Raw genomic sequence first — 24087 nt, 5'->3', positions numbered from 1 at the left:
TCCCCCTCCTCCCCCACCACCTCCCCTTCCATCACGACGGCGAATCATTCAAACTGTCGGGTTGATGGGTGCGGGATTTGGTTTGGCGATTATCGGTGAACGGTTGTTATTTGGTTCAAAAGAAAATTATCCTCCATCAAAAACAGGTACAGGAGACTTTAGAAGAACTCCAAAAACCCCAGCAAGCACTGTTACCCAGTCTCCCACTTCACAAAATCGCTTACAAACCTTTTCCTTTGAAGTTGTGACAGTAAATGCGCAGGGAAACATCACCAACCGTCGCAACCGTCAGGCGAATTATTTTAGCGACAACTTGGGGAATGGTGTCACTTTGGAAATGGTGCAGATACCAGGGGGAACTTTTACAATGGGTTCGCCAGCAGGGGAAGCACAGCGAGATAGTGATGAAAGTCCACAGCATCAAGTAACAGTTCCTGGCTTCTTCATGGGTAAATATCCAGTTACTCAAGCGCAGTATCAAGCGATTATAGGGAATAATCCTTCCAGTTTCAAAGGAGAATCAAAACCTGTAGAAAATGTGAGTTGGGATGATGCGGTAGAATTTTGTCAAAAGTTAAGCCAAAAGACAAAACGCACCTACAGACTACCCAGCGAAGCCGAATGGGAATATGCTTGTCGTGCAGGAACCATTACACCCTTTTATTTTGGTGAAACCATCACCACCGATTTAGTAAATTACAACGGAAACTACCCTTACGCCTCTGCACCCAAAGGTGAATATCGTCAACAAACAACAGATGTGGGAAAATTTCCGCCAAACTCTTTCGGTTTATATGATATGCATGGTAATATATGGGAAAGGTGTCTAGATAAATATCATAATAATTACGAGGGAGCGCCAACAGACGGCAGTGCATGGCTGAGTGGTAATGATAATGATTATCAGATGCTGCGTGGCGGTTCTTGGTTCGACCTCGCCAGGGGTTGCCGGTCTGCGGATCGCTACTACGTCACGCGCGCGTATCGTCACCTCAATGTGGGTTTTCGCGTGGTTGCGGTGGCTGTGGCGTGAGTACTCCCCAAAGTCAGAGCTGATAAGTGGGAATTTATCGGGCGTACACCAGGGAGTCCAGACCTAGTCCAGCGATGGAGGCGACTCTGTCCAAAAATAAAACCGAGTCGGATAGCTTGGTAGGTTGCAAAATCGAACAGTTGTCCGATTCAATCAATTCACCCGTAGGAACGAAACCCAACATTCCCACCACAACACACAACGCAAATATTGGGTTTAACTCCGTAACCAACGGCAAGCAAGCTACAACAACAACAGAATAATATAATTGAGAAAAATTGCGATCGCCCAACTTAAAAGCCGCCGTAGGTTGGGTTGAAAAATGGGTTAATCAACATTTTTTTGCAAAAACAGGTGATTTTCTCAATCTTTTTCTCAGCACAAGCTGAAAACCTTACCCACAATAGATTTAATATCGCTACACTAAACTTATAGCGAACTTGGTAAAAATAAACCTATGAAAAACGGGTGTGTACGGGGACAAAGGCAGAAAAAGCGAAACTTTTAATATTAGTAAAAAGGAAAAATGAACAATAATTAATGAAACCTACCGTCGAGCAACTCGAAGCATTTTTTGATTTTTGCGTTCACACTAGCAATTTATTCCGTGACATAACCCTGGTGAGGTTTGATGAAAGAAGCAACCGAATCGTGATTTTGATAGGTGAATCTATCCAAATTGAAATTCTTAGTAATGGGGAGAAAATAATAGAATGAGCGACTATTTAAGCCTTAGCGAAGCCGAATTGAGAAAATACGTGATTGCACACCCTGACGATGAAGACGCATTTCAGCACTATATGGAAATTGTTAGAGCCAAACCAGGACGTATAGTAGTCAAGACTACAGAACAATTAATAGAGGAAATAAAAAAGAGAATGGCATCATAACCAAAAATCATCTAAGAAGATCACCATTTTTTCCTGCAACGGTACAATCAACTTTAACAAGTAACAAAGGTTGACCAAGACCGATGACACGAAAGATACTCCAGGGATTGCGTGCAGAAAGCTATCAACATCCCTTTGATCGCAAAGCCTTGGCTGCACTGCAAAAAATGCCAGGTTTACCACTCCTACTCAAAAAGATAAATGAGTATGGTATAGATCGGCTTCTGCGGCTATCAACACTGGGTAATGAGTTTCGCGTCAAAGAGCGCAACTTTCCCAAATTGCACAACGCTTTAGTGGAAACTTGTCAGATTCTCGATGAACCTCTCCCAGATTTGTATATCTACCGAGGTACAGGACACATTTCTACCTATGCTATCGGCGTTGAGAAACCATTAATCGGAGTCAACCTAGAAACGCTGGAATGGCTCACAGAAGACGAATTGTTGTTTATCTTCGGACATGAAATTTCCCGCATCAAAGGAAAATATTTGACATATCAGCAACTGGCGGTGGTAATGCCACTATTGAAAAATTTGATCACAAGCACGACACTAGGATTTGGCGGATTAGCCGCCAATGGGATTGAAGTTGCATTGTACAACTGGATCATGATGGCGAAATTCACAGCCGATCGCGCTGGATTATTAGCATGTCAGGATATTGATATTGCGATCGCATCTCTCATCAAACTCGGTGGTTTACCAACTGAATACTTAACCAAAGAAGTTATCGAAGATTTTATGCAGCAAGCCCGTGAGTTTCAGATCCAAGAGCTTGATAAATTAGACCAAGTTACCAAAATTTTTAGTTTTATGGAATATCAAATTCCTTGGAGTGTCATGCGCGCATCAGAATTGTTGAAATGGGTAGAATCTGGAGCATACACTCAATGGCTACAATCAGATCCTTCCCAACCACCACAAGAAACTGAACAGCCAGAAAATGTCAAAGATTGGGATTTCTTAGGAAATTGGTAGTCAAAAAAAAGTAATTTTCAGAGATTTATGTTAACTTTCATCTCGGTAAACCTCTCGGCGATGTTTCACCTTCACAATACTCACCAACAAAATATCATCATATATTTGATAAATAACTCGATAATCACCTACTCGAATACGATATAAAGAATCTTCATCCTCTAACTTTTTAACCCCGTTAGGACGAGGTTCTATCGCTAACTCTTGAATTTTTACGTCGATTCGTTCTTTAACATCTTTGGGTAGTTTTTTGAGTTGCTTGACTGCACCTTTAGTCAATTCAATTTGATAACTCACGCAGTCTCTCTCTTATATTCTTCCCAAGATACAGTCCCATTGATTTTTGCATCTAACAACTCAGCACGAGCATCTCTAATATCTTCTTCATCTTCTAAAAGTTCTAAAACTTTTTCTAAAGTGCTTTCTGATGCATTATGTAGATACTCGTTAATTAATTCAAGGAGTGATTGTCTTTTGGTGGCAGTTTCCATTTTTAAACCTCCGGCAGAATTTTTATCATATTATCTAATAATGTAATATTCAAGCTGAAATTATATCTGCTCTCTTACCCAACTGCGAAACGCTCTCATCGCCGCATTTCTCCCCTCAGTTTTACTCCGCATTAAATATTCAGGAATAACTTGAGTAATCGGGAAATTCGGAAAAATAGCACTAGCAGTAGAGGTGACATATTTACCATTAATCATCACATTAATTTCTAATTTATTTCCCTGCGATCGCCATAATTCCGGCACACCTAATACTTCATAATTATTAAACCGAGTGCGGGAGGTAATATCAATTTCAATCGCTAAATCAGGAGGCGGATCAACGCTTAAATCAATTCTATCCTTACCGCGCACAGCCGCTTCATTTTGAATGTAGAAACAATCATCAGGTTCTACCCCAGCATCCATTTTTTCTTGGTCGAAAGTAGTAGATCCCAAACTCCAAAATTCAATGTCGAGTTCTTCTAGTAGAGCCTTCACTAAATCCCCAATAATAACTTTAGCTACTTCATGCTCTGGTAATGGAGCCATGATTTCCAACATCCCTTGACTGTAAGATATCCGAGAACTGCGATTTTCACCCAATTCAGCCAAAATATTTTTGTATACCGACCAGGATATATTTTTAATTAATAATTGATGACCTACAGGTACAATTAGTTGGTTGAGTTTAAGTAACATAACTTCCCTCGCTGCTAAATTTCACCTAACTAGTACCAACTCCATCATACAGCCGAAAGCGGATTTAGATCCCCGACTTCTTCAAGAAGTCGGGGATCTAAAGCGCAATTTTTGCTTCAGTTAACTTCGTGCTGTGTCACAGGAATTTCAATGACAAATTCTGCTCCTTGTCCGGGTGTAGAGTTACAAAATAATTTACCACCATGTCTATCTACGACAATTTGGTAACTTATTGATAAACCTAATCCCGTTCCCTTCCCCACATCTTTAGTAGTAAAGAAAGGGTCAAATAATTTAGATATTATTTCTGGAGTAATTCCGTTACCATTATCTGCAATGCGGATGGCTATGCAATTACTATTAATAACTTCTGTATAAATGCGAATTTGGGGATTTTTGATATCTTCTAAAGCATCAATAGCATTACTCAAAATATTCATAAACACCTGATTTAATTGTCCAGGATAGCAATCAATCAGGGGAAGTTGACCATATTCTTTAAAGATGACCATTTCTGGATGCTCTGGTTTAGCTTTTAGACGGTTGTGGAGAATCATCAAAGTACTATCAATACCTTCATGGATATCTACCTGCTTAAATTCAGCTTCATCCAAGCGGGAGAAATTACGCAGCGATAGGACGATTTCCCGAATGCGCTGTGTACCTATACGCATAGATTGGAGCAGTTTTACTAAATCTTCTTTAAGAAAATCTAGGTCAATATCGGCAATTTCTGCGGCAATTTCTTCAGGAGGATTGGGGTAGTATTGTTGATATAATTCCACCAACCGTAACAAATCTTGAGTGTATTCACTGGCGGGAATCAGATTACCATGAATAAAATTCACTGGATTGTTAATTTCATGGGCGACACCTGCAACCATATTACCAATTGAGGACATTTTTTCACTGTGGATCAATTGGGTTTGGGTGCGTTGGAGTTCGCGCAGAGTTTCTTCCAAATTTTGTGCTTGTTGTTGTAATTTAATTTCGGCTTGTTTGCGTGCAGTTATATCAGTTGATACACCAAGAATTTGTTTGATAATTCCGTCATCATTGCGGTTGAAAGGAGTTTCTCGACTGTAGAGCCAGCACCACTCACCATTGGCGCGTCTGACGCGATATTCAAACTCAACAATATCACCATCTTCAGCAGTCAGAAAGTTCTGATGTTGATTACTGACAATTTCCCGATCATCTGGATGCATAATATTGGGAATCAGATGATCTCCCATCTGGTAAATTTCCTCGTGAGAGTAACCCAGAAGAGTGACAATTTCTTGATTTGCGTAAACATTACGTTGTTCTTCTAAATCAAAAATGTAGAGAATATGGGGAGAAGAATCCGCAATGCGTTGAATGAAATGCTGACTAGCTTGGAGTGCTTCTTCGGCTTGTTTACGCTCTGTAATATTTAAAGTTGTCCCCACGAGGCGATAAATTCTACCTTCGCTATTTCGCAGCGGATTGATTGTAGTAAACCACCAGGTTTTCTGCTCATCAAAAGTCAAACATTCTTCATAGGAAATTTCCGTACCAGATTCTATACAACTTTGATATCGCTGACTTATTACTGCACCTGCAATAGAACCAAGCAACTCTGCTGGAGTTTTACCAGTCATCTTATCATGATTCATTCCTACTATTTTTTCTGCTGATGAGTTACAACCAGCATACCGAAATTCACCATTTTCTAGAACATTGACAATGAATATTAATTGCGGAACCCCATCATAAATACTGCGTAAGAACTGTTCTTGTTCTTTTAATTGAGCTTCGGCTTGTTTACGTTCGCTGATATTACGAGTAATTGTTGCCAAACACAAAGGATCGCCAGTCTCAGGACTTTTAACTATGAACATATTAAAATCAACTGGGATGGGTTCTTCAGTTTGAAAATCTCGAAACCGATATTCTCCTTGCCATAAACCACTTTTGATGACAGTAGGGAGAATGGAACGCCGCATATATTCTCTATCTTCTGGGAAGATACAATCAATAATTCTGAAGTCGGGAACAGTTTCTAAATTATCAATACCAATTAGCTTGAGTCCAGCTTCATTAATAAATATTGGTTTTCCTTCTAAGCTGGCAAAACCAATGAAGTCACTGCTATTTTCAATGAGAGACACAAACCTTTGTCGTTCTTGTTCAGCTTGTTTGCGTTCTGTAATGTCAGTCGCCGTCACTACTAACTGAGAAATTCGTGAAGTGCTATCCAAAAGTGGCGTGACATTTAGTAGCCACCAAATTTCTTGATCATCGGTATAGAAAAACTCTTCATAGAATATACTCTTGCCCAAATTGAAGCATTCACGGTAACGTTGGCGATAGTAATATGCCATATCCCCAGGTAAAGCTTCGGCGATTGTTTTTCCTAAGAAAGATTCCAGGGGAATGGGGCTATTTCTGAGAATGGCTGGATTGAATTTAGCGTAACGAAATTCTGCCCCATCATCTAAAACATCTAAGACAAAGATGCCATAATCTACACCTTCCCAGATACTTTGCAAAAACTGTGCCTGTGCTTGCAGTTGTTGCTGAATGATTTGGCGGTCGCTAATATCAAATAGGCAACCATACCAGAAAATATCACCGTCCTCTTGGCGTTCTGGCCGGGAAAATGCCTTAATCCATTTCTGCTGTCCCCAGGGAGTGAACATCCGCCACTCGCTTTCATAGTTTTGTAGAGTTTGCGCAGAGTTAGCAGTGGCTTTTTGTACTTCTACGAGATCCTCAGGGTGAACAAGGCTAAATACTAAGGACGCATCTTCTGTGATTTGTTCGGGTTCTAATCCCAGAATTTCCCGACATCTCGAAGAAGCATAAGGAAAGGACATTTTCCCATCCGGTGTCAGGCGAAATTCATAAAGCATCCCTGGGACATTATCTGCGATGCGTTGCAACCTGGCTTCAGTACAATGCAGCGCTGCTGTCCGTTCCTCTACTCTAGCTTCTAACTGTTCATTGAGTTGTTTGAGTTCTGCTTCTACTTGCTTACGAGTAGTAATCACTTCCGTAAACATAATAATGCCACCAATTTCACCATCTTCATACCAAGGATGTATCTCCCACTTCACCCATTCACTTGTACCATTGGTACGAATGAAGACATCTTCGGCAGATTTTTCCCTAGCACCTGCTAAACAGCGTTGATGAATTTCCCGCCAACGTTGGGGAATTTCCGGGAAAATTTCATAATGAGAGCGACCGATAATTTCCCCATCACCCAAGCTATAATCCTCTCGCCAGCGCCGACTGACACAGAGGTAGCGCATCTGTTGGTCAAAAACAGCGATCGCAGCTGGCGTATACTCTATAAACAACCGCATCTGCTGTAGACTGGGAGAGCAGTCCTGAGAACCCACCATCTGACGTAGTTCTATCAGCTCTTGTTGCAGGGATTCATAAGTATTTTTATCTACAGAGATAAGATTGCAAGCCATAGTTTTGTTACTTGCCAGCTAGGGAAATAAAATAAACTTCAACGTTTATTGTTCCCAATTAAATTCGGCAAACAACATTTCTGGGTTAATTCGTAATACTTCAACTTCGCTCAGTACCAGTTCATAATTCGTAATTCACTTTTTGTAAAGAATTTGAGGATAAGGGCGATGAGGGAGACGCATTTAAACAGTGAAGAGGTGACACACAAAAAGAATCAATGACAACTGACAATTCTCAAGACAACAACTCACCCAATTGATGCTGAATTAGTAATCCTTTAAGTGTGGCATTTTCCGCCTTCAAAGCCTGGGTTTCTGCTTCTAATTCACTAATTCTTGCCTTCAAAGCTTCCTTAGTTGTACCCTGTCTGTGAATGACAACTTCTCGATAAATCGCTAAATTAGCATCCTCATTCATCCATCTTTGATAAGTCTTAGTATGCTCTTGCACAGTATGTCCCATGTAATCAGCCATTGTTTTTATGGGAACTTGCAGGCGATGTCCGCGTATAGCATAAGCGTGACGTAATTCATAAGGTCTAAACCCTAAATTAGCCACTCTAAATCTGATATGAACTTTTGCCGTTTTATTGCTAAGTGTTCCTTCATTGTAAGGAAATTTCACATTTTTTAAATCAAATAATTCTACCCAGTGGGGATGTAATGGTGGAATCCCACAACTGCGTTCACCGGTTTTAGTTCCCTCTGTCAAACTAGGATTTAAATTTACGAGATGAAAAGTATTGTTAGGGTGAGTAAAAGCCTCTATATCTACAGCAAATAATTCATGAGGTCTTAAGCCATAGGTCGCTAACATCCCATATGCCCATTGCCATTGTTCTGGTTGGGTGAGATTCTCTTTACTAGCATATGCTGATAAAGGCATTCCAATTTTAGTAAAGCCTTGAATAATCTCTTCATCTGATGGTACTTTACGAATTGTGGGTTCAGGCTTAGGAGTTGCATAAGCAGCAATGGTTCTTAAACCATTAATCCCGCAAAATTCACAAAACTTCTTCAATTGCCATACTAAGAAAAACCTCCCCGATGTATTAGGCTTAGTTCTTAAGAGCGCTTTTTCTAAAGCAGATAAAGACAGAGGTAAATCTTGAGGCAGTTTTTTCAAATGTCTCAGATAATGGGTTTCCCAAGTACGGATTCCTTGACGATTCTTTTCATGAGTCTTCCAAAATTCCCGCTCATAATCCTGAATCCATTCACTAATAAGTTTGGTAGAATTCTCCGGTTCAGGTAAAGCTATCTTCTGCGCTTGTTTACCTAGTAATTCTGGTGTCCACCGGAATTGCTTTGTCATTAATAACAAATCTAATTCCCTGGCTTTGACTACTGCCGTTTTTACACCTACGTCATTCGCGAAAAAACCAAACGAAATGGTATACTGCTTACTTGGACTACCATTTTTGCCAACATCACCAGGTTTACAGGGAAAAGTCCCTTGTAACCCAAGAGTTTTCGCACTAGTTAGCTTAAGTTTCACCTTCACTCGATCCAAACTTAATGCCGAGTTGGCTTGCGCAATAGCGTGTTTGATTCTGAGATATTCACGCTCAGCCTTAACACCTTCATCTGAAGGAGAATGTTTGGCTTTCCATTGTTTCCACTTAGATGGTTCCCATTGGTCAATTCCCACACCGTCCCATTCAGTATTACGGAGGTCGTATGTACTAGATTCATGGCTAGACATAAGCATTTCTGGCAACTTATAAATTCAAGGTATAAGAGGAAAGTCCTGCAAATTAAAGGTTTAACAGCTGCGATCGCTCAAAAAGTCAAGGTTGGATAGACAAGCTCAAAAGTTATAAATTTATACGGAAATAAGAACCAAAACACTGAAGTTAATAACACAACCTAATAACTCCAAAGCTATGCATAACACGATAAATACCACTAAAAAATATCTCTTAGCATTTATTATGGCCGCGATCGCAGCTAGCCTCAGCAGCTGTAGTTCTAATTCCACCCCTAGTCAGGATACTACTAGCGAAATACCAGCACCAACCACAACATCCGCTAGCACATTATCCCCATTTCCTAGGGAAACTCCCAGCATGGCTCATCTGAGAGCTAAATCAGAGGATATTGAGACACCTGCACCTACTGAATCCCCTACAGCAAACACACCTGCTGCAACTACCATAGAGACACCTTCACCTAAAGAATCTCCCACGCCAAGTACACCGGCTGCAACTCCTAGCGTCACCACTGGCAAAACCACCAATGTCACCCTATACACAAGTGATGTTCAATGTCAACAACTAATTCCCCAGAAAGTTGCAGTACCAGCGGATGAGCCTGTAAAAGGTGCGGTGGGTAAAATTTTAGAGCAAAGAGATTCAGGCGACTTTAGTTTATCGAATTATCGAGTTAATGTGAAAAATGGTGTTGCTACCGTTGATTTACGAGTAGCGCCTAACTCAAAACGGCAAATAGCTTCTCTTTCTAGTTGTGAACAATTTGCCTTATTTAGCAGTGTCCGTAAAACCCTGACGAGTAATGCTCAATGGAAAATTAAAGATGTGCGCTTTACCGAAAAAGGTGAGGAAATTGTGTTTTAGTCATTAGTCATTTGTTATTTCTCCCCTGCTCCCTCTTTCCCTTGATTATTAGACAACAGCCATTGCTCAATCAACTCTGTCATAATGTCACTCATTTGTCGCCCATCAGAAGCAGCAGATGCTTTCAATTGGCGATGCAAATGTTTAGGCAAATAGATAGTTGTGCGGGTATATTCAGGATTGGTACTTTTGCTTAAGGAAGTGGGTTGAGCTTCAATTGGCTGTGGGTTATCTCGTTGTTGACGACTGCGAGCAGCATCAATCAAATCATCAAAACGACTAGTTTTTTTCTGATTATTCAGCCTACCGTCACTGTTAACCTTCATCTTTATATACCTCACTACGATGTGCGATTTCCACAACACTTACTAATAAAAAATCATCGAAAATCTCGTATATAATGCGATAATCACCTACTCTAATTCGATATGCATTGTATTCACCTTTTAACTTTTTAACTCCGTGAGGACGTGGTTCTATTGCTAAGTCATCTATTTTAGCTTGTATGCGGTCTGTCCATTATTGAGATAGTTTTCTCAACATTTTTCTTGCACCCTTGGTAAATTTAACTTCGTAAATCACGCTACGTCCTTTGTTTTTTCATTAGCGATTTCGTCTTTAATTTCTCCCCATGCTATAAGACTATTATTTTCTCTATCACTTTTAGCAGCATGATAGGCTCTTAAATCGTTTTCATCCTCTTCATCTTCGATTTTTAGAAGTAGGGCGTAAATTTCATCTAGGGTACTGTCGTAAGCTTGATTTAGCAGTACGTTGATATTTTTAATTAATTGTTCGCGTTCTTGTTCGGTTTTCATTTTTATACCTCTTTTTAAGTTTCCATCAATATTTCCTTTCCCACTTCAGCGTAACAGCGCCATGCAATTTGGGCATAAGAGTCTTTGACAGCATTGACTGGTACTCCTTCTAAAGCCGCACGTTGGAATACAGCCAGTCGGCGAATTCCAGATTTAAATATAGGTAGCCCTGCTTTTAATAAAGCTGCTCTCGCTTCTTCTCCCGCTTTATTGGGATGGGGAGGAATCAGAGTCAGCAAAATGCGATAATTAGTCTTATATTGCTGAAGATCTGCAACCATTTGCATTGTTGCAGCCAGAGCGATCGCATCGGGAGTGGTAGGTATTACTAACAAATCACATCCGGTCGCAATAGTTTTTAATTCATCTGGATCAGGCCTAGCTGGTGTATCAATCACAATATGTTCATAGAGTTTTGCCAGCTGTATCCCCTCCTGTTCATCCGCAACTTTGAATGGCAAACAACCCCGGTTAGCCCAATCCAAAGCACTGCGGTTCAGGTCGCCGTCTACTAGCAGTGTATCAGCTGTGTTTTGCAGGTATGTCGCTAGGTGTAGCGCTGTCGTTGATTTGCCCACACCTCCCTTAAACGCCGCCACAGTAATAATCATTTTGGATCTTTAAACAAATAATCTCCAGATTCTACTGTATATCTAAACATCTGGACATTTAATAAATGTTTAGATGTTTAAGTATTTAGATGTTTTATGTACAAATATTTTATATAAGTAAATTTCAATTATGATTGGTTTAAATACGTACTTTTTTAAGTAGAGCGTGAGCAAAAAGTATAAAAAAATACTAAATATACTAAACAGTTTAGTTTAAACTTGAACTATGTTTACACTACGCCGTTTACAGGCAACACAATCGTAAATTCAGTTCCTTGATTGAGTGTGGAATTAACCTGAATCGCGCCGCCATGCTTTTCCACTACAATTTGATGAGCGATCGCCAATCCCAATCCAGTACCTTTACCAACGGCTTTCGTGGTAAATCGGCTCTCAAAAATCTGCTGACTCACCGCCTCTGTCATGCCAATGCCATTATCAGCAATCCGAATCATGACAAAATTCGGTTCGAGCATTTGGGTGAAAACCTGGATGACAAGGAAATTATCTACTCGCATTTTCTGCTGCCAAACATCTTCTAGGGCATCAACAGCATTAGCAATAATATTCATAAACACTTGATTAAGTTGTCCTGGATAGCACTCAACCTTTGGCAACGAAGAGTATTGTCTAACAACTTGAATTTCCGGACGTTGCCCCAAGGCTTTGAGGCGGTGGCGCAAAATTAATATAGTACTATCAAGTCCTTGATGGATATCAACTCCAACCTTCACAGCAGTATCAGAGCGGGCAAAATTTCGCAGCGACACAGAAATCTCTTTGACACGCTCTGTGCTTAACTGCATAGAATTGAGCAGGTTGGGCAAATCTTCTAAAATAAACTCCAGATCTGTTTGGGCGATCGCTTCTTGAATAGCAGGTGGCAGATGGGAGTAATATTGCTGACATAATTTTAGGATATTAGTAATATCAGAAACATACTCTTGAGCAGGAAGCACATTACTAATGATGCAGCTAATGGGATTATTCATTTCATGTGCCACCCCAGCTACCAGTTGACCGAGCATTGAGAGTTTTTCTTGTTGCACCAGTTGCACTTGTGCCTGTGCTAACGCCGCTGTTCGTTCTGCTACTCGCTGTTCCAGGCGATCGCTCAGTTGCTTGAGTTGTAAATGCATTCGCACTCTGGCAATCACTTCTGCTTCTTCAAAAGGTTTAGGAATGTAATCAACAGCCCCTAACGAGAATCCTTTCACCTTGTTTTCCGTATCCGTCAGCGCCGTCATAAAAATGATCGGAATTGTTTGCGTTAAGGGATCGGCTTTAAGTTTCTGGCAAGTCTCAAACCCATCGATTCCAGGCATTTGCACATCTAAAAGAATCAAGGCTGGTAATTTATGCTGCACCAGTTCGATCGCACTTTCGCCATCTTCGGCAACTCGAACCGCAAAACCTGCACCTTTTAAAGCTTGTGACAGCACTGACAAATTAGTGGGATTATCATCAACAATCAAAACAAAATCAGAGTCTTTCATTTTCTATCAAATAAATTTAGTTACTATGAAAACGGAAATTCAGTTAACCTGATTAATCCATTGATTTAATAGCTCTCGCAGTTTTTTGAGGTGGAAATTTTCGGCAAGCTGGATTACTTGTTGAGCAAAAGCAAAATAGACAGGCTCGCTCACTTTTAAATTGTTCGCTTCATTGAGTACACCATCGACATCGCCATGTTTTGCCAATTCATACAAGCGATTTAACACATTAATAGGAGGTAGAGAAATATCATTTGTTGCTGTCCGAGGTGTATCAGTTTGTGATTCTGCTGTATAAATCCATGCCAAATTTAGGTGAACTTGGAGTAATTCCAACAGGGTTTCAGCCGCAACAGGTTTGGGTAAGAAAGCATTTGCGCCAGCATCTAAACTCTGATGTTGATCGTTTTCAAACACACTTGCTGAGGAAGCAATAATTGCCACATCTTGTAATTGGGCAGATTGCTTTACCTGCTGAATCAAAGTAAAGCCATCCATCACGGGCATCAGTAAATCAGTAATAATTAGGTCTGGTAAACTGGCAACAGCTCGCTCAATTCCCTCCTGTCCATCACTAGCTTCCATCACCTCAAATCCAATCGGTTCCAGCAAATTGACTATTACCGAACGATTTTCCCACTTGTCATCTACTACCAAAATGGTGCGTTTTCTACCTTGATAACCGGCAATCGTTCCCTGTGACATTGTTCTAGAAGCCATTGCCCATGCTGTAGCTTCTGGCACATCCACCTCAAACCAGAAAACACTACCTTTACCCAATTGACTTTGAACTTCCAAAGCACTACCCATGAAGTGGACAATTTGTTGACTGATGGCTAATCCTAATCCCGTTCCTTCCCCTTGTCGCTTCAAGTCTCCAACTTGTTCAAAAGGAAGAAAGATTTTCTCTAATTGCTCTGATGTCATCCCAACTCCTGTATCCTCCACTTGGAAACGAAGCTTAAATTTAGTTATTTGTTGTTGTTGTTCTTGACTAATAACCTCAACTTTTAATGTCACTCCCCCGTTATCTGTAAACTTAATCGCGTTTCCCAAGAGATTAATTAAAACTTGCCGCAGTCGTTTCTCATCTGCATGAATTCCAATTGGGAGTTGAACATCAGGTTCATAGTTAAAGGCAATCACTTTTTGTTCGGCTTTGATCCGGCAGATTTCCACAACTCCTTGCAGAAATGAAGGTAAATGAAAATCAACCGGACGTAGCTCCATTTTGCGAGCTTCAATTTTAGATAAATCGAGGACATCGTTAATTAGAGTTAACAAATGAGAGCCACATTGATGGATAATTTCAATTCCTTTGCGTCCTTTTTCCGTGAGGGGTTCAGTTCGTTGGAGGATTTGCGTATAACCAAGGATACCGTTGAGCGGCGTGCGTAACTCGTGGCTCATGTTGGCGAGAAATTCACTCTTAGCTTGATTAGCAACTTCGGCAAAATTTTTCGCCTCTTTGAGTTCAATCGTTCGTTCTTCTACTCGTTGTTCCAGTTCATCATTGGCTTGTCGGAGTTTAGTTTCTGCTTTTTGGTTTTCATTAGTCATCGCCGAGAGGACAAATGTAGTGATAGCAATTACACAAATGAATGATTGCAGCAGAATTAATGATTCATTCGGCGAAGCTTGTTTGGCAAAAGAACCAAAGCCGCGAACAGTACCAAAAACTGCGATCGCAGAAACAATCAGGACCAAAAGAGTAGATTCCCGCGCTTTAAACCGAACTGCTGCCCAAATCAGTGGGGGAATCACCATATATTCAATGGGATAACCTCCCGAAAAGGCTACATGATCGATTGCCATCAGCAAAAGTAAGACAAATACAAACTCAGTAATTTGTCGCCGATCAAAGCTATTGGGAGATTTTTGGCACCATGCCAGCAATAGGGGTGTAACAACTAAAATTCCCGTAATGTCTGATGCTAACCAAGTTCGACACACATCACCAAATGCTGCCCAAGGTGCAATACCACTGATGCAAAGCGTTAATGCAGCCAGTATGGAACTGATCAGGGGGCAGAACATAGTGAGAACGATAAACTTAAAGACATCTGGCGATCGCTCTAAAAAATTACGGCGTTTAAGCAAGCGATGAATCAAAAAAGTGGCGACAACAGGAGTGATGAGATTAACCGCAGGAATGATACTACTAATTAAAAAATTGTTTTTGAAAAAAAGAATATAGCTAACAATAAAATCACTCACAAATAATATCGGCCAGACACGATAGCCTACCAACAACATTGCCGCCACAAATACACCAAGAGAAGGCCAAAATACTGATGCACCATTCACAAATGTCATGGATAAACCGATATATCCCAGACACAGGTGGACAATAGGAATAATTAGCGCAGCTATCACAAAGGGGCGATCGATTTTAACTAGAGATTGCTGCTTGCGTGTAATGTGCTGCATTTCTTATCTCCATGCAGATATTCCAAAGGACGATCGCCCTCAAAAAGGCGATCAACCTTATGATTCCCAAATAGTTCAGGACTGACGCAAGAATCATATATTTCTCATTAAGCCTGTCAATAGTCAATCGATTTTAAATTTTGGATGCCCGGATTTGTTCCGCCCACGGCTGTCCATGAACCGAAATAATTTTTAATCTCCTTGCGCCACTGGAGTGAGAGATTACTAGGTAATTTCTGCAAAAATTCAGCCTGATTCCTATATATAGGAAAATCAAATAAAATATATATTGCCAATAAAAAATCGTAAACAAGATAATTTAGGCAAAAGATAGCCGCTTCCATACTTCCGTTGAAACATCAAGTAATCCCTAGCTTTGTCTAGGTTTTATGTAGCCGCAATCATGGTACATGTGCAGCTTGATGCCAAGAATTGTATATAGATAGATAGACAGGTTGCCCAAAAACGTCTACAATCTGAAGTTATTGCAGTAAATTTACCTATTTGCAATCAACCGAAGCATAGTAAAGATTTTCTAGTGTTTCAGGCTTGATGCTGAAGCACTCTATTAATATGATGAAAGTCTTTGAGTAAAAAGCAGCAAACCAATGGATGTAAAACTGATTTTAGTGGGATTAACAGTAGTATTTACCATTTCGTGCTTGTTTTTTGGCACAAAAAACGGATTTTATGATTCCGATAACTATCACGGCAATGGCTCTGCACACTGAAATTTGAGGGCTTCTAGTTACCCAACTTTTCCGAACCAGGGCGAGTTCGACTCTGGTGTCCTCCCCCATTAACAAATCCGCATTTTCAGGGTGAAGGGGCGCAAAATGAAACTTAACCCTAGGTCACAAAACCAGAAAAATCCCCTTAATTTTTGGCTTTTGGGATATGTCTATGACAATGAGGTTTAAGGGGAGGAGAAAATGAGGGATAATATTTCGTCGTCCTCTCGTGTTGATGCGGATGAGGCAACTAGCGAATTAGAATGTTTGCCTTATAGTGTTCAGCACAATGATGAGGGCGTATGTTTATTAATACGGATGGGGCCGTATCGCATCCTTTTGGATTGTGGTTTGGGGGATGTTTCCTCGCTGGTGAGGGAGTTAAAAAAGTTGGCACGTCAACGCAATTCTCCCCAACCAGTGGATTTAGTGTTGATCAGCCACGCCCACCCCGATCATGCTAGAGGCTTGCTGGCGCTGCATCAGGCTTTTCCCCAGTTAGCCATCTACGCCAGTGAGGTAACTAGCAAGTTACTCTCATTAAACTGGTTAGATCGAGATCCGGTGGAAATTCCCCAATTTTGTCAAGCCTTACCATTGCGATCGCCTGTAGAATTTCACGAAGGTTTAGTAGCAGAATTGTTTCCCGCCGGACATCTACCAGGAGCGGTGGCGATTATGCTTACCTACACAACCTCGCGGCGTTCTTACAAGCTACTGTATACAGGGGACTTTTTCTTATCTAACTCCCGGCTGGTAGAAGGCTTGCGGTTAGAAGAATTACGGGGATTAGAGCTAGATGCTTTAATTATTGAAGGCACTTATGGTACATCACGCCATACCCACCGCCGCAACCAAGAAAATCAACTAGCAGAAAGAATTTATCGGGCGATAAGCGATCGCAGTTCTGTTATACTCCCGACACCTGCCTTAGGATTGGGTCAAGAACTACTAATGCTGTTACGCAGCCATCACCACTTCACCGGTAGAGATTTAGATATTTGGGTGGATGGTGCTGTAGCCAAAGGCTGTGATGCTTATTTGGAACTACTACCCCATCTCCCCCCATCAGTCCAAAACTTCGCCCGTCATCAACCCTTATTTTGGGATGAAAGAGTGCGTCCCCGCGTGCGGCGGGTGCAAGCAGAACATCGTGCTAATATCGGCAAGACCCCTTGTATTGTCCTCACCGATTCCACAGCCGATTTTAGTCAATACTGTCAACCCCAAACAGGCCCTTGGCTAATTCTCCTCCCCGAAAAAATAGATATAAAAGTTAAAAAACAATATTTAGCACCCACCACCGTTGAAGGCTATCTCCTCGCCCAACATAGCGATGGCCCTGGTACTACCCAATTAATTCATAATTTGCGACCCCAGCACGTCATTTTTGTTCACGGTTCCCCGGCGTACTTAGCCGATCTCACCAGTTTAGAAGAATTACAAAACCGCTATCATCTGCATTCGCCAGCCGCAGGCATTTTAGTAGAATTGCCTATAGGCGATACATTTATCCAACCTGCTGCACCAGAAACAAACTATGAAGGCGAATTGACAGAATCCGAAAGCGCGATCGCAATTACCCTTCCAGACACAATTACAGCCGACCCCCGCTGGCGACAATTTTCTGATACAGGTTTAATCGAAGCCCGTTGGCAAGGCGAAGAATTAGTATTAAGAGGTTTATCCCCGCGAGAACTACTCAACCAAAACAGCGATCGTTATATCTTGACAGATGTAGATTGTTGTGGTAATTGCCGACATCAAAGAGGACAGCGTTGTTGGAATCCTAATTCCCCCTTGTATAACTTCAAAGTCACTTTGGAAGGTTATTGTCCCGCCTATGAATCCTTAAATGAGCAGGAATAGGGGACAAGGAGGACAAGGGGGACAAGGGGGAAAATAACAAACCACATTTTTCGTAGGGGTTTAGCAATGCTAAACCCTCAGCATTTATGCATAGTGCGAGTCGTTCAGTTTTGCCCTAAATAAGTCAGTGGAAATAAACCAAACTATATTACGAAACGTAAATAAGCTTGAAAGCCTTACCAAGGACAAATGACCAAGGACAAATGACAGCCCTTACCAGTTATCTTTAATTACGCCGACTTACTTAAACAATACTCAAATTAACTCGCGCGATCGCATCGTTGAAATCTTTGTCCCCCCCACTTGCTAAATCCTCAAAGCCAAAGATATTATTTCCTAACAAGCGAATGTGATCCACTTTATCAGCGTTAGCTCCCAAGAATGGGAAGTAAACGGCTGGATCGTTATTGGGATTGCTATCAAGTAAAGCATCGGGTGTACCATTAGCAATAATAAATGGGGCAAAGATAGAACCAGGTTGGAAAATGCCTGTGTAAGTTGCCGTACCTTGATTATTAACAGTCAAATCAATCCCTGCAACACGCCCACGAATTGCGGCTTGAGTATAACCAGCTTGTCCGGTGAGAATATCTACTTTACCATCTCCATTGGTGTCAATACCACCATTTTCGTCAGCTACTTGATAAAAGCCAATAAAATTATTGAAAGCTGCTTCTCTGTTAACGGTAAAATCAGCTTTTACTTGATTTGCGACACCGCGTAAATCAATCAATTCACCTGGGAATTTGCTTTGTAAATTTGTACCTAAAGGTAATGAATCATTGGTGGGTTGAATCTTCACTACCAGATTATTGAAATCAGCAGCGTTATTACCAGAGCCATCTTTCCAAGCCAGAGAAAAGTTATCATTTCCTAAATCTGTAATCTTTTGTGTTAAAGCATCAGAAAATAAAATGTCTGTGAGTGGTGTGATTCCTGCTTTTACAGCATCAGTTGTACTATTTTTCAGCAAATAAAATCTTAAGTTATCACCGGAGTTAAATTCCAGCAAATGTGTCAAATTGTTGGTATTAAATCCATTGGGGAGATTAGTAATAGCCGAGAAAATTACCTTTGCTCGCTCTAAAGCTGCTTGGGTATAACCGGCTGCTCCTGGTGCAATACTATTGATTTTACCTTGAGCATCATCAACAGTAAATACGCCTAATTCATTCACAAAATTAGAGTTTTGTCCAGTCAGAGTAACTTGCAGTTGGGATTTAGCAATGCTATTGGTAATATTAAAGATATCATCACCAATTTTTGCAAGTTTGAGAGTAGGTTCAAGGTTGCTTGGTTTGACATCTAGTAAAAATGTGTCAGTGACACTTGCTCCAGAATTATCTGTAGCGCGGACATCAATTGCAAGACTACCAACATCTGACTTAGTTGGTGTACCGCTAAAAGTGCGAGTGACAGAATTAAATTTTAGCCAAAGTGGTAAATTATCGCCATTTTTTAGCTTTGCAGAGTAGGTAAGATTGTCTCCTGCATCAATATCGCTGAAAGTATTGGCATCAAATGTAAAGCTAAAAGTTACGTCTGCTGTGGTTGTTTGATCCGCGATCGCATTTTCTACTATCGGTGCATCATTGACATTCTCAACTGCGATCGCAAAAATGTCACTGATATTTGCTGCTGAGTTGTCTTTTGCGGTAACTTTAACATTCAAATTCCCCACGTTATCATTGCTGGGAGTACCAGTGAAGGTGCGAGTTGTGGGATTGAAGGTTAACCAGCTTGGTAAAGCATTGCCATTTTCTAAGGTAGCGGAATAGGTCAGGACATCACCAGCGTCAATATCGGTGAAGGTGTTGGTGGGAATTTGGAAATTGAAAGCGTCACCTTGTTTAGCATTTTGATCGGCGATCGCATTTTCTACTATCGGTGCATCATTGACATTCTCAACTGCGATCGCAAAAATGTCACTGATATTTACTCCAGAATCATCTGTGGCAGTAACTTTGACATTTAAGTTTCCCACATTATCATTGGTTGGAGTACCGCGAAACGTGCGAGTCGTTGGATCAAAACTCAACCAATTAGGGAGAGAATTGCCATCGGCTAGGGTGGCTGAATATGTCAGAGAGTCGTCAGCATCAATTTCGATGAAGGTAGTTTCAGCAAAGGTAAAGCTAAAAGAATTATCTTCTGTGACAACTTGATCGACAATTGAATTTTCTACTCCTGGAGGGGTGTTAATGCCTTCAATTGCATTAGTAAAGGTTTGCAGATCCCATTCAGGACTAGCATTCCAAATACCCACAGTCCACTTTGAAAATGCTTCCCAAGGTGATATTGGGGTTGATGTTTCGCTAAATGTTTCAACGAGCGGATCAATAGGCGTTTCGCCGAATGTCTCCACAGGTGCTTCGCTGAATGCTTGAACGGGCGGATCAATAGGTGTCTCACTGGATGTTTCAATGGTGGGAACAGCAAAAGTATTTGCAATTCTGCTTCTTGCCTGCAATTGAGGAGCATTATTACTGATCGGTGGAGTTACGGTGTTTTTGGTTAATTGAATGATTGTGTTCCAGACATTACTGGAAAACTTGCTAGCAGCATTCCATGCTGCTATTAATATTGAAATATCTTTATCGGTTAAAATACTGTAAATGTACGTTCCTAACACAATTCTCGATGCTTCAGTAGTACCTCGAAAAGTTAAGGCTTTTGCAAATTCAGGATTAATTTGGGATACAGCAATTTGAAACGCAAAATAATCTGGATCTGGCAAATATGTAAAGAAAAAATTGCTCAAATTGCTAGATGATTGTTTCGGACTCATTAATAGCCCAGTTGGTTTGTTGAGGAAGTTACTTATCTTGGTAGGGTCATCGCCCACTTGGGGGGTAGCGTCATAGCCCACTTGGGGAGATAATACGGGTAATAAGTGAGTATTACCATTAACAACACCTAAAATACCTGATGATGAATAATCAGATAAAACGTATGAACCTGGAAGATAATTAAGTCCAGCCATACTGACGACATCAGAGGAAGTAATGTAGTGTGTCGTGCTGTTTATGTTGGCTTTCGGTGTACCCAAAAAAGAAATTCCCGGACTATTAAAAGTGACAACCTTTCCTAAATCACCAATGTAATTAGTAGCAATTAATTGAGTTAAAGCACCACCTAAACTATGCCCGGTTAAATTCGGTCGGAAAATTACTGCACCATTCTCAGCCTGACTTACCTTTCTGAGCCAAGCTTCTAAAGACGTTTGATTAGAAATATATTGATTAAATCCTATGCCAAGGGGATTCGCATCACTAAATACATCCTGCCAACCTTTAGTACCTCTGCTGACAAGTACAGGCGCTTTTCCCAGATCGTAAATTGTTCCTATAGCATTGCCATCATCAATTGTGGCGTTGTTAGCGCTGGTAAGGTTCAGGAAGAAATTTTCATTAGAAGTTAATCCAACTGCTTGAAAATCTGATGTCGGATCATCAAAAAATTGATCGACGTAATAGCCAAAATCATCATAGGCATAGGGTTTGATATTAGGAATTTTGTCGGATTTGATATTAGGAATTTTGTCAACGTCTTGTTCTTTTTCCCAGTTTCGATAAGCAGTATCTTTAGCAAAAATTTCTAAGTCTTGATCCGAAACTCCTCGTTCCCCAAAGACCGTTACTGCAATTTCCTTGGTTGTTTCTCCAGGTGCAAAAGTTAATGTTCCATTAATTATGGATTGATAATCTTTAGCGTCTCCCTGTCCTGTAGAGTTGGCAAGTTGATCAGATGTAGAATAAACAATGACTACATCTTGGTTGCTGGGCTGTGAGAGGGTTACTCTAAATTTAATAACAGTATTTTGATTCTCGTTAACTGAAACATAGGCATCACTCACTGATACTTTAGGAATATCATCATTGGTGATAGTTCCTGTAACAGCCGTAGTTGTACCAATTGCATATCCTGTTCCAGTCGCTAATGTGAGGGCTACGGTTTCATCAGCCTCAACCGTGGTATCTTCTGTAGGATCTATTGTTACAGTAGCGATCGCAGAACCAGGAGCAAAGGTAACAGAGCCAGTAGAAGCGGTGAAGGATGAGCTTCCAATTGGGGTATAGTCAGTATTAAAGGTTGCAGTACCACCGACATTGTAGTTGACGGTGAGGGTATTGGTGGTAGCTCCAGTGCGAGTGAAGGTGTAAACAAGATTTTGGGTTTTATCTTCGAGAACTTCGGTGGGGTTGACTGCTAAACTGATACTGGGTAAGTCAAAATCATCATTAGTGATAGTTCCTATAACAGTAGTAGTTGTGCCAATTGTATATCCTGTTCCAGCAGCTAAAGTGAAGGCTACGGTTTCATCAGTTTCAATCTTGTTATCGGCTGTAGGGTTGATTTCTAGAGTGGCGATCGCAGAACCAGGAGCAAAGGCGATCGTTTTACCTGCGCCAGTAGTTGCGCCTTTGTAGTCATTGTTATCCGCAGTACCTGTGATGCTGTAGTTGACAGTAAGGGCGTTAGTAGTAGATCCAGTGCGGGCAAAGGTATAGACCAGATTTTGGGTTTCGTCTTCGGTGACGCTTGCAGGCGTTACGGCTAGGGTAATGCTGGGTAATGCTGGTGAGGGTGGTGAGGGTGGTGAGGCATAATAACTAAAATTGCGAGTGAGGCTCAAGCCGGTTTGATTTTTGATGACTGCAATCAGTTCATCGGGTTCGTTTCCTGGTTTATTGATCAGGAGTTGGGTGTCTTTACCAGAAACATTAAGAATATAGTCAGTGTATGATCCAATCAGAGTAATCGAATCGCCAGGAATATAACCAAAATCGCCATAGTTAGGTCTTTCAAAGTCCGTAATCACTGCATAGTCGTTGCTACCATCACTGAAGGGGTTACCATCATCGTAGAAAGTAATATTTTTACCGTTATTCAAAACAAAGTAATCGTTTCCTATCCCCCCATTGAGGGTATCTTTGTCTCCGATGCCAAAGTTATTCTTGGTGTTAGGAGATGAAGGGTAATCAGGAAAAAGGTAGTCTTCGATGCTGACACCTATAAGATAGTCATTCCCAGCCCCACCATACAAAAGGTCATTCCCAGTATCACCATAGATAGTATTATCGCCAGCATCACCATAGATAGGATCGTTAAAACTTTGCTGTTCTACCTGAATAACTTGACCATTAAGCACAATGACTGCACGATCATCCTCAGCCTTTAAAGCCCCCAAAGTATCAGCATTTAAACTCTGTCGCTGAACCAACGCGGCAAAAATCGCCCCTTCATCACCCTCACTATCCACCTGATTAACCTGAGCATCTACAAAATGCCCATATTCTTCTAACAGCGTACCCATTAAAGTTTCTGGTGTTGCACTAGCTACAAAAGCATCTGACAAATAAATCTTATTCGTGCTAGTAGCATAAGCTCCATTCGCATTACCCAAAATACTGCTACTAATTACCTCAATATCAGGAAACTGACTAAAATCACCTATGAGCCATTGCGATCGCAGCTTGGTTACATCAGCATAGTTATACGCTGTCCCAAAAGCCTGATCAAAAAGAGTCCAGAAATTGTCTAACCCCGCAAATTGAGTCAGCTTGGTGTAAGTCAAAGCAAAACTTGAATTGATGCTATCTTCAAGAACTTTGACATTGGCGATAGTTGGAGTAGTACCCAGTGTACCGAGGTTGTTGGCTCGCTCAAAACTTTCCCCCGGATTATCCACAGTCACATCTTGGCTTAACCCACTTACCTTGAGGTTAATCGTGCTATTTTCAGCCAGGGTAAATTGATAATCATCAGTATCATCAGTAGCTAACCCATTGAAGTTACCCACAAAGTCATTAGCAATACTTGGATTTATACCCAGCGTCCCGAGGTTTTTAGCTGTATCGAGAGTATTCCCAGCATTGTCATCGGGAATTTGTCCTAGGGAAATATCACTAGACATAAATGAATTACTTGGTTGCTATTGAAACACTTAAACAAGATTATACCTTGCGCTCCCAAAGTGTTTGTACGTAAAAATAAATTCTATTATGATAGATAAA

Annotated in this window: 18 protein-coding genes; 6 read left to right on the top strand and 12 right to left on the bottom strand. The window is 40.9% G+C overall.

Translation table 11 applies throughout. The features are described from left to right. The 4 genes from AACU32_RS11310 to AACU32_RS11295 all read left to right on the top strand — a co-directional run. Positions 1–1033, top strand: a 1033-nt coding sequence (locus tag AACU32_RS11310) for a formylglycine-generating enzyme family protein (RefSeq protein WP_339377773.1), incomplete at its 5' end; no start/stop codon positions are given. Positions 1034–1573: 540 nt separating this feature from the next. Continuing rightward, positions 1574–1750 (top strand): DUF6888 family protein, encoded by a 177-nt coding sequence (locus AACU32_RS11305; RefSeq protein ID WP_339377772.1) that lies wholly within the window; start codon positions 1574–1576, stop codon positions 1748–1750. Beyond that, entirely contained in the window at positions 1747–1923 is a 177-nt protein-coding gene (locus AACU32_RS11300; protein ID WP_190538824.1) for a DUF6887 family protein, read from the top strand. Before AACU32_RS11305 ends, AACU32_RS11300 begins: the two co-directional genes overlap by 4 nt. An 83-nt stretch (positions 1924–2006) precedes the next feature. After that, positions 2007–2903 carry a M48 family metallopeptidase gene (locus tag AACU32_RS11295; protein ID WP_096599657.1) on the top strand — a complete coding sequence of 299 codons (897 nt, stop codon included), beginning with the start codon at positions 2007–2009 and terminating at the stop codon, positions 2901–2903. A 30-nt stretch (positions 2904–2933) separates the two neighbouring features. Here the strand turns inward: AACU32_RS11295 and AACU32_RS11290 are convergent, their stop codons facing one another. From AACU32_RS11290 to AACU32_RS11270, 5 genes are all read right to left on the bottom strand, one after another. Next, positions 2934–3200, bottom strand: a complete 267-nt coding sequence (locus tag AACU32_RS11290; protein ID WP_096599656.1) for a type II toxin-antitoxin system RelE family toxin — start codon at positions 3198–3200, stop codon at positions 2934–2936. After that, positions 3197–3394: a hypothetical protein gene (locus AACU32_RS11285; RefSeq protein ID WP_096599655.1), complete on the bottom strand. Its 198-nt coding sequence runs from the start codon at positions 3392–3394 to the stop codon at positions 3197–3199. Before AACU32_RS11285 ends, AACU32_RS11290 begins: the two co-directional genes overlap by 4 nt. A 60-nt stretch (positions 3395–3454) precedes the next feature. Beyond that, on the bottom strand, positions 3455–4093 hold the full coding sequence (locus AACU32_RS11280; RefSeq protein ID WP_096599654.1) for a Uma2 family endonuclease: 639 nt from the start codon (positions 4091–4093) through the stop codon (positions 3455–3457). 116 nt (positions 4094–4209) lie between these two features. After that, the gene (locus tag AACU32_RS11275) at positions 4210–7539 is read right to left on the bottom strand and encodes a PAS domain S-box protein (protein WP_096599653.1); all 3330 of its coding nucleotides are present in this window, start codon (positions 7537–7539) and stop codon (positions 4210–4212) included. Between the two features lie 235 nt (positions 7540–7774). Then, positions 7775–9244, bottom strand: coding sequence for an integrase (locus AACU32_RS11270; RefSeq protein WP_096599652.1), 1470 nt, complete (start codon positions 9242–9244; stop codon positions 7775–7777). A 181-nt stretch (positions 9245–9425) separates the two neighbouring features. On the opposite strand from AACU32_RS11270, the gene AACU32_RS11265 reads away from it, so the two are divergent. Next, positions 9426–10115: a sporulation/spore germination protein gene (locus tag AACU32_RS11265; RefSeq protein ID WP_096599651.1), complete on the top strand. Its 690-nt coding sequence runs from the start codon at positions 9426–9428 to the stop codon at positions 10113–10115. Positions 10116–10129: 14 nt separating this feature from the next. Here the strand turns inward: AACU32_RS11265 and AACU32_RS11260 are convergent, their stop codons facing one another. From AACU32_RS11260 to AACU32_RS11235, 6 genes are all read right to left on the bottom strand, one after another. Further along, positions 10130–10441: a CopG family transcriptional regulator gene (locus AACU32_RS11260; RefSeq protein WP_339377771.1), complete on the bottom strand. Its 312-nt coding sequence runs from the start codon at positions 10439–10441 to the stop codon at positions 10130–10132. Continuing rightward, positions 10431–10622, bottom strand: a complete 192-nt coding sequence (locus AACU32_RS11255; protein ID WP_339378678.1) for a type II toxin-antitoxin system RelE family toxin — start codon at positions 10620–10622, stop codon at positions 10431–10433. The genes AACU32_RS11260 and AACU32_RS11255 overlap by 11 nt, the downstream gene beginning before the upstream one ends. A 71-nt stretch (positions 10623–10693) precedes the next feature. Continuing rightward, a complete protein-coding gene (locus tag AACU32_RS11250; RefSeq protein ID WP_096599650.1) occupies positions 10694–10933 on the bottom strand; it encodes a hypothetical protein in 240 nt (79 codons plus the stop codon). Positions 10934–10947: 14 nt separating this feature from the next. Further along, a complete protein-coding gene (locus AACU32_RS11245) occupies positions 10948–11544 on the bottom strand; it encodes a ParA family protein (RefSeq protein ID WP_096599649.1) in 597 nt (198 codons plus the stop codon). 230 nt (positions 11545–11774) lie between these two features. Then, on the bottom strand, positions 11775–13040 hold the full coding sequence (locus tag AACU32_RS11240; RefSeq protein WP_096599648.1) for a hybrid sensor histidine kinase/response regulator: 1266 nt from the start codon (positions 13038–13040) through the stop codon (positions 11775–11777). A gap of 39 nt (positions 13041–13079) precedes the next feature. Further along, positions 13080–15470, bottom strand: coding sequence for an MASE1 domain-containing protein (locus tag AACU32_RS11235; RefSeq protein WP_096599647.1), 2391 nt, complete (start codon positions 15468–15470; stop codon positions 13080–13082). Between the two features lie 932 nt (positions 15471–16402). On the opposite strand from AACU32_RS11235, the gene AACU32_RS11230 reads away from it, so the two are divergent. After that, positions 16403–18070: an MBL fold metallo-hydrolase gene (locus AACU32_RS11230; protein ID WP_096599645.1), complete on the top strand. Its 1668-nt coding sequence runs from the start codon at positions 16403–16405 to the stop codon at positions 18068–18070. Positions 18071–18314: 244 nt separating this feature from the next. On the opposite strand, the gene AACU32_RS11225 is transcribed toward AACU32_RS11230, so the two are convergent. Further along, positions 18315–23987, bottom strand: coding sequence for a putative Ig domain-containing protein (locus AACU32_RS11225; RefSeq protein ID WP_339377769.1), 5673 nt, complete (start codon positions 23985–23987; stop codon positions 18315–18317). Between the last annotated feature and the right edge of the window lie 100 nt (positions 23988–24087).

The organism is Calothrix sp. NIES-2100, assembly GCF_963875285.1.
Lineage (GTDB): Bacteria > Cyanobacteriota > Cyanobacteriia > Cyanobacteriales > Nostocaceae > Aulosira.
Note: the sequence above shows the minus strand (reverse complement) of the source record. Positions and strands in the feature narration are given on the sequence as shown.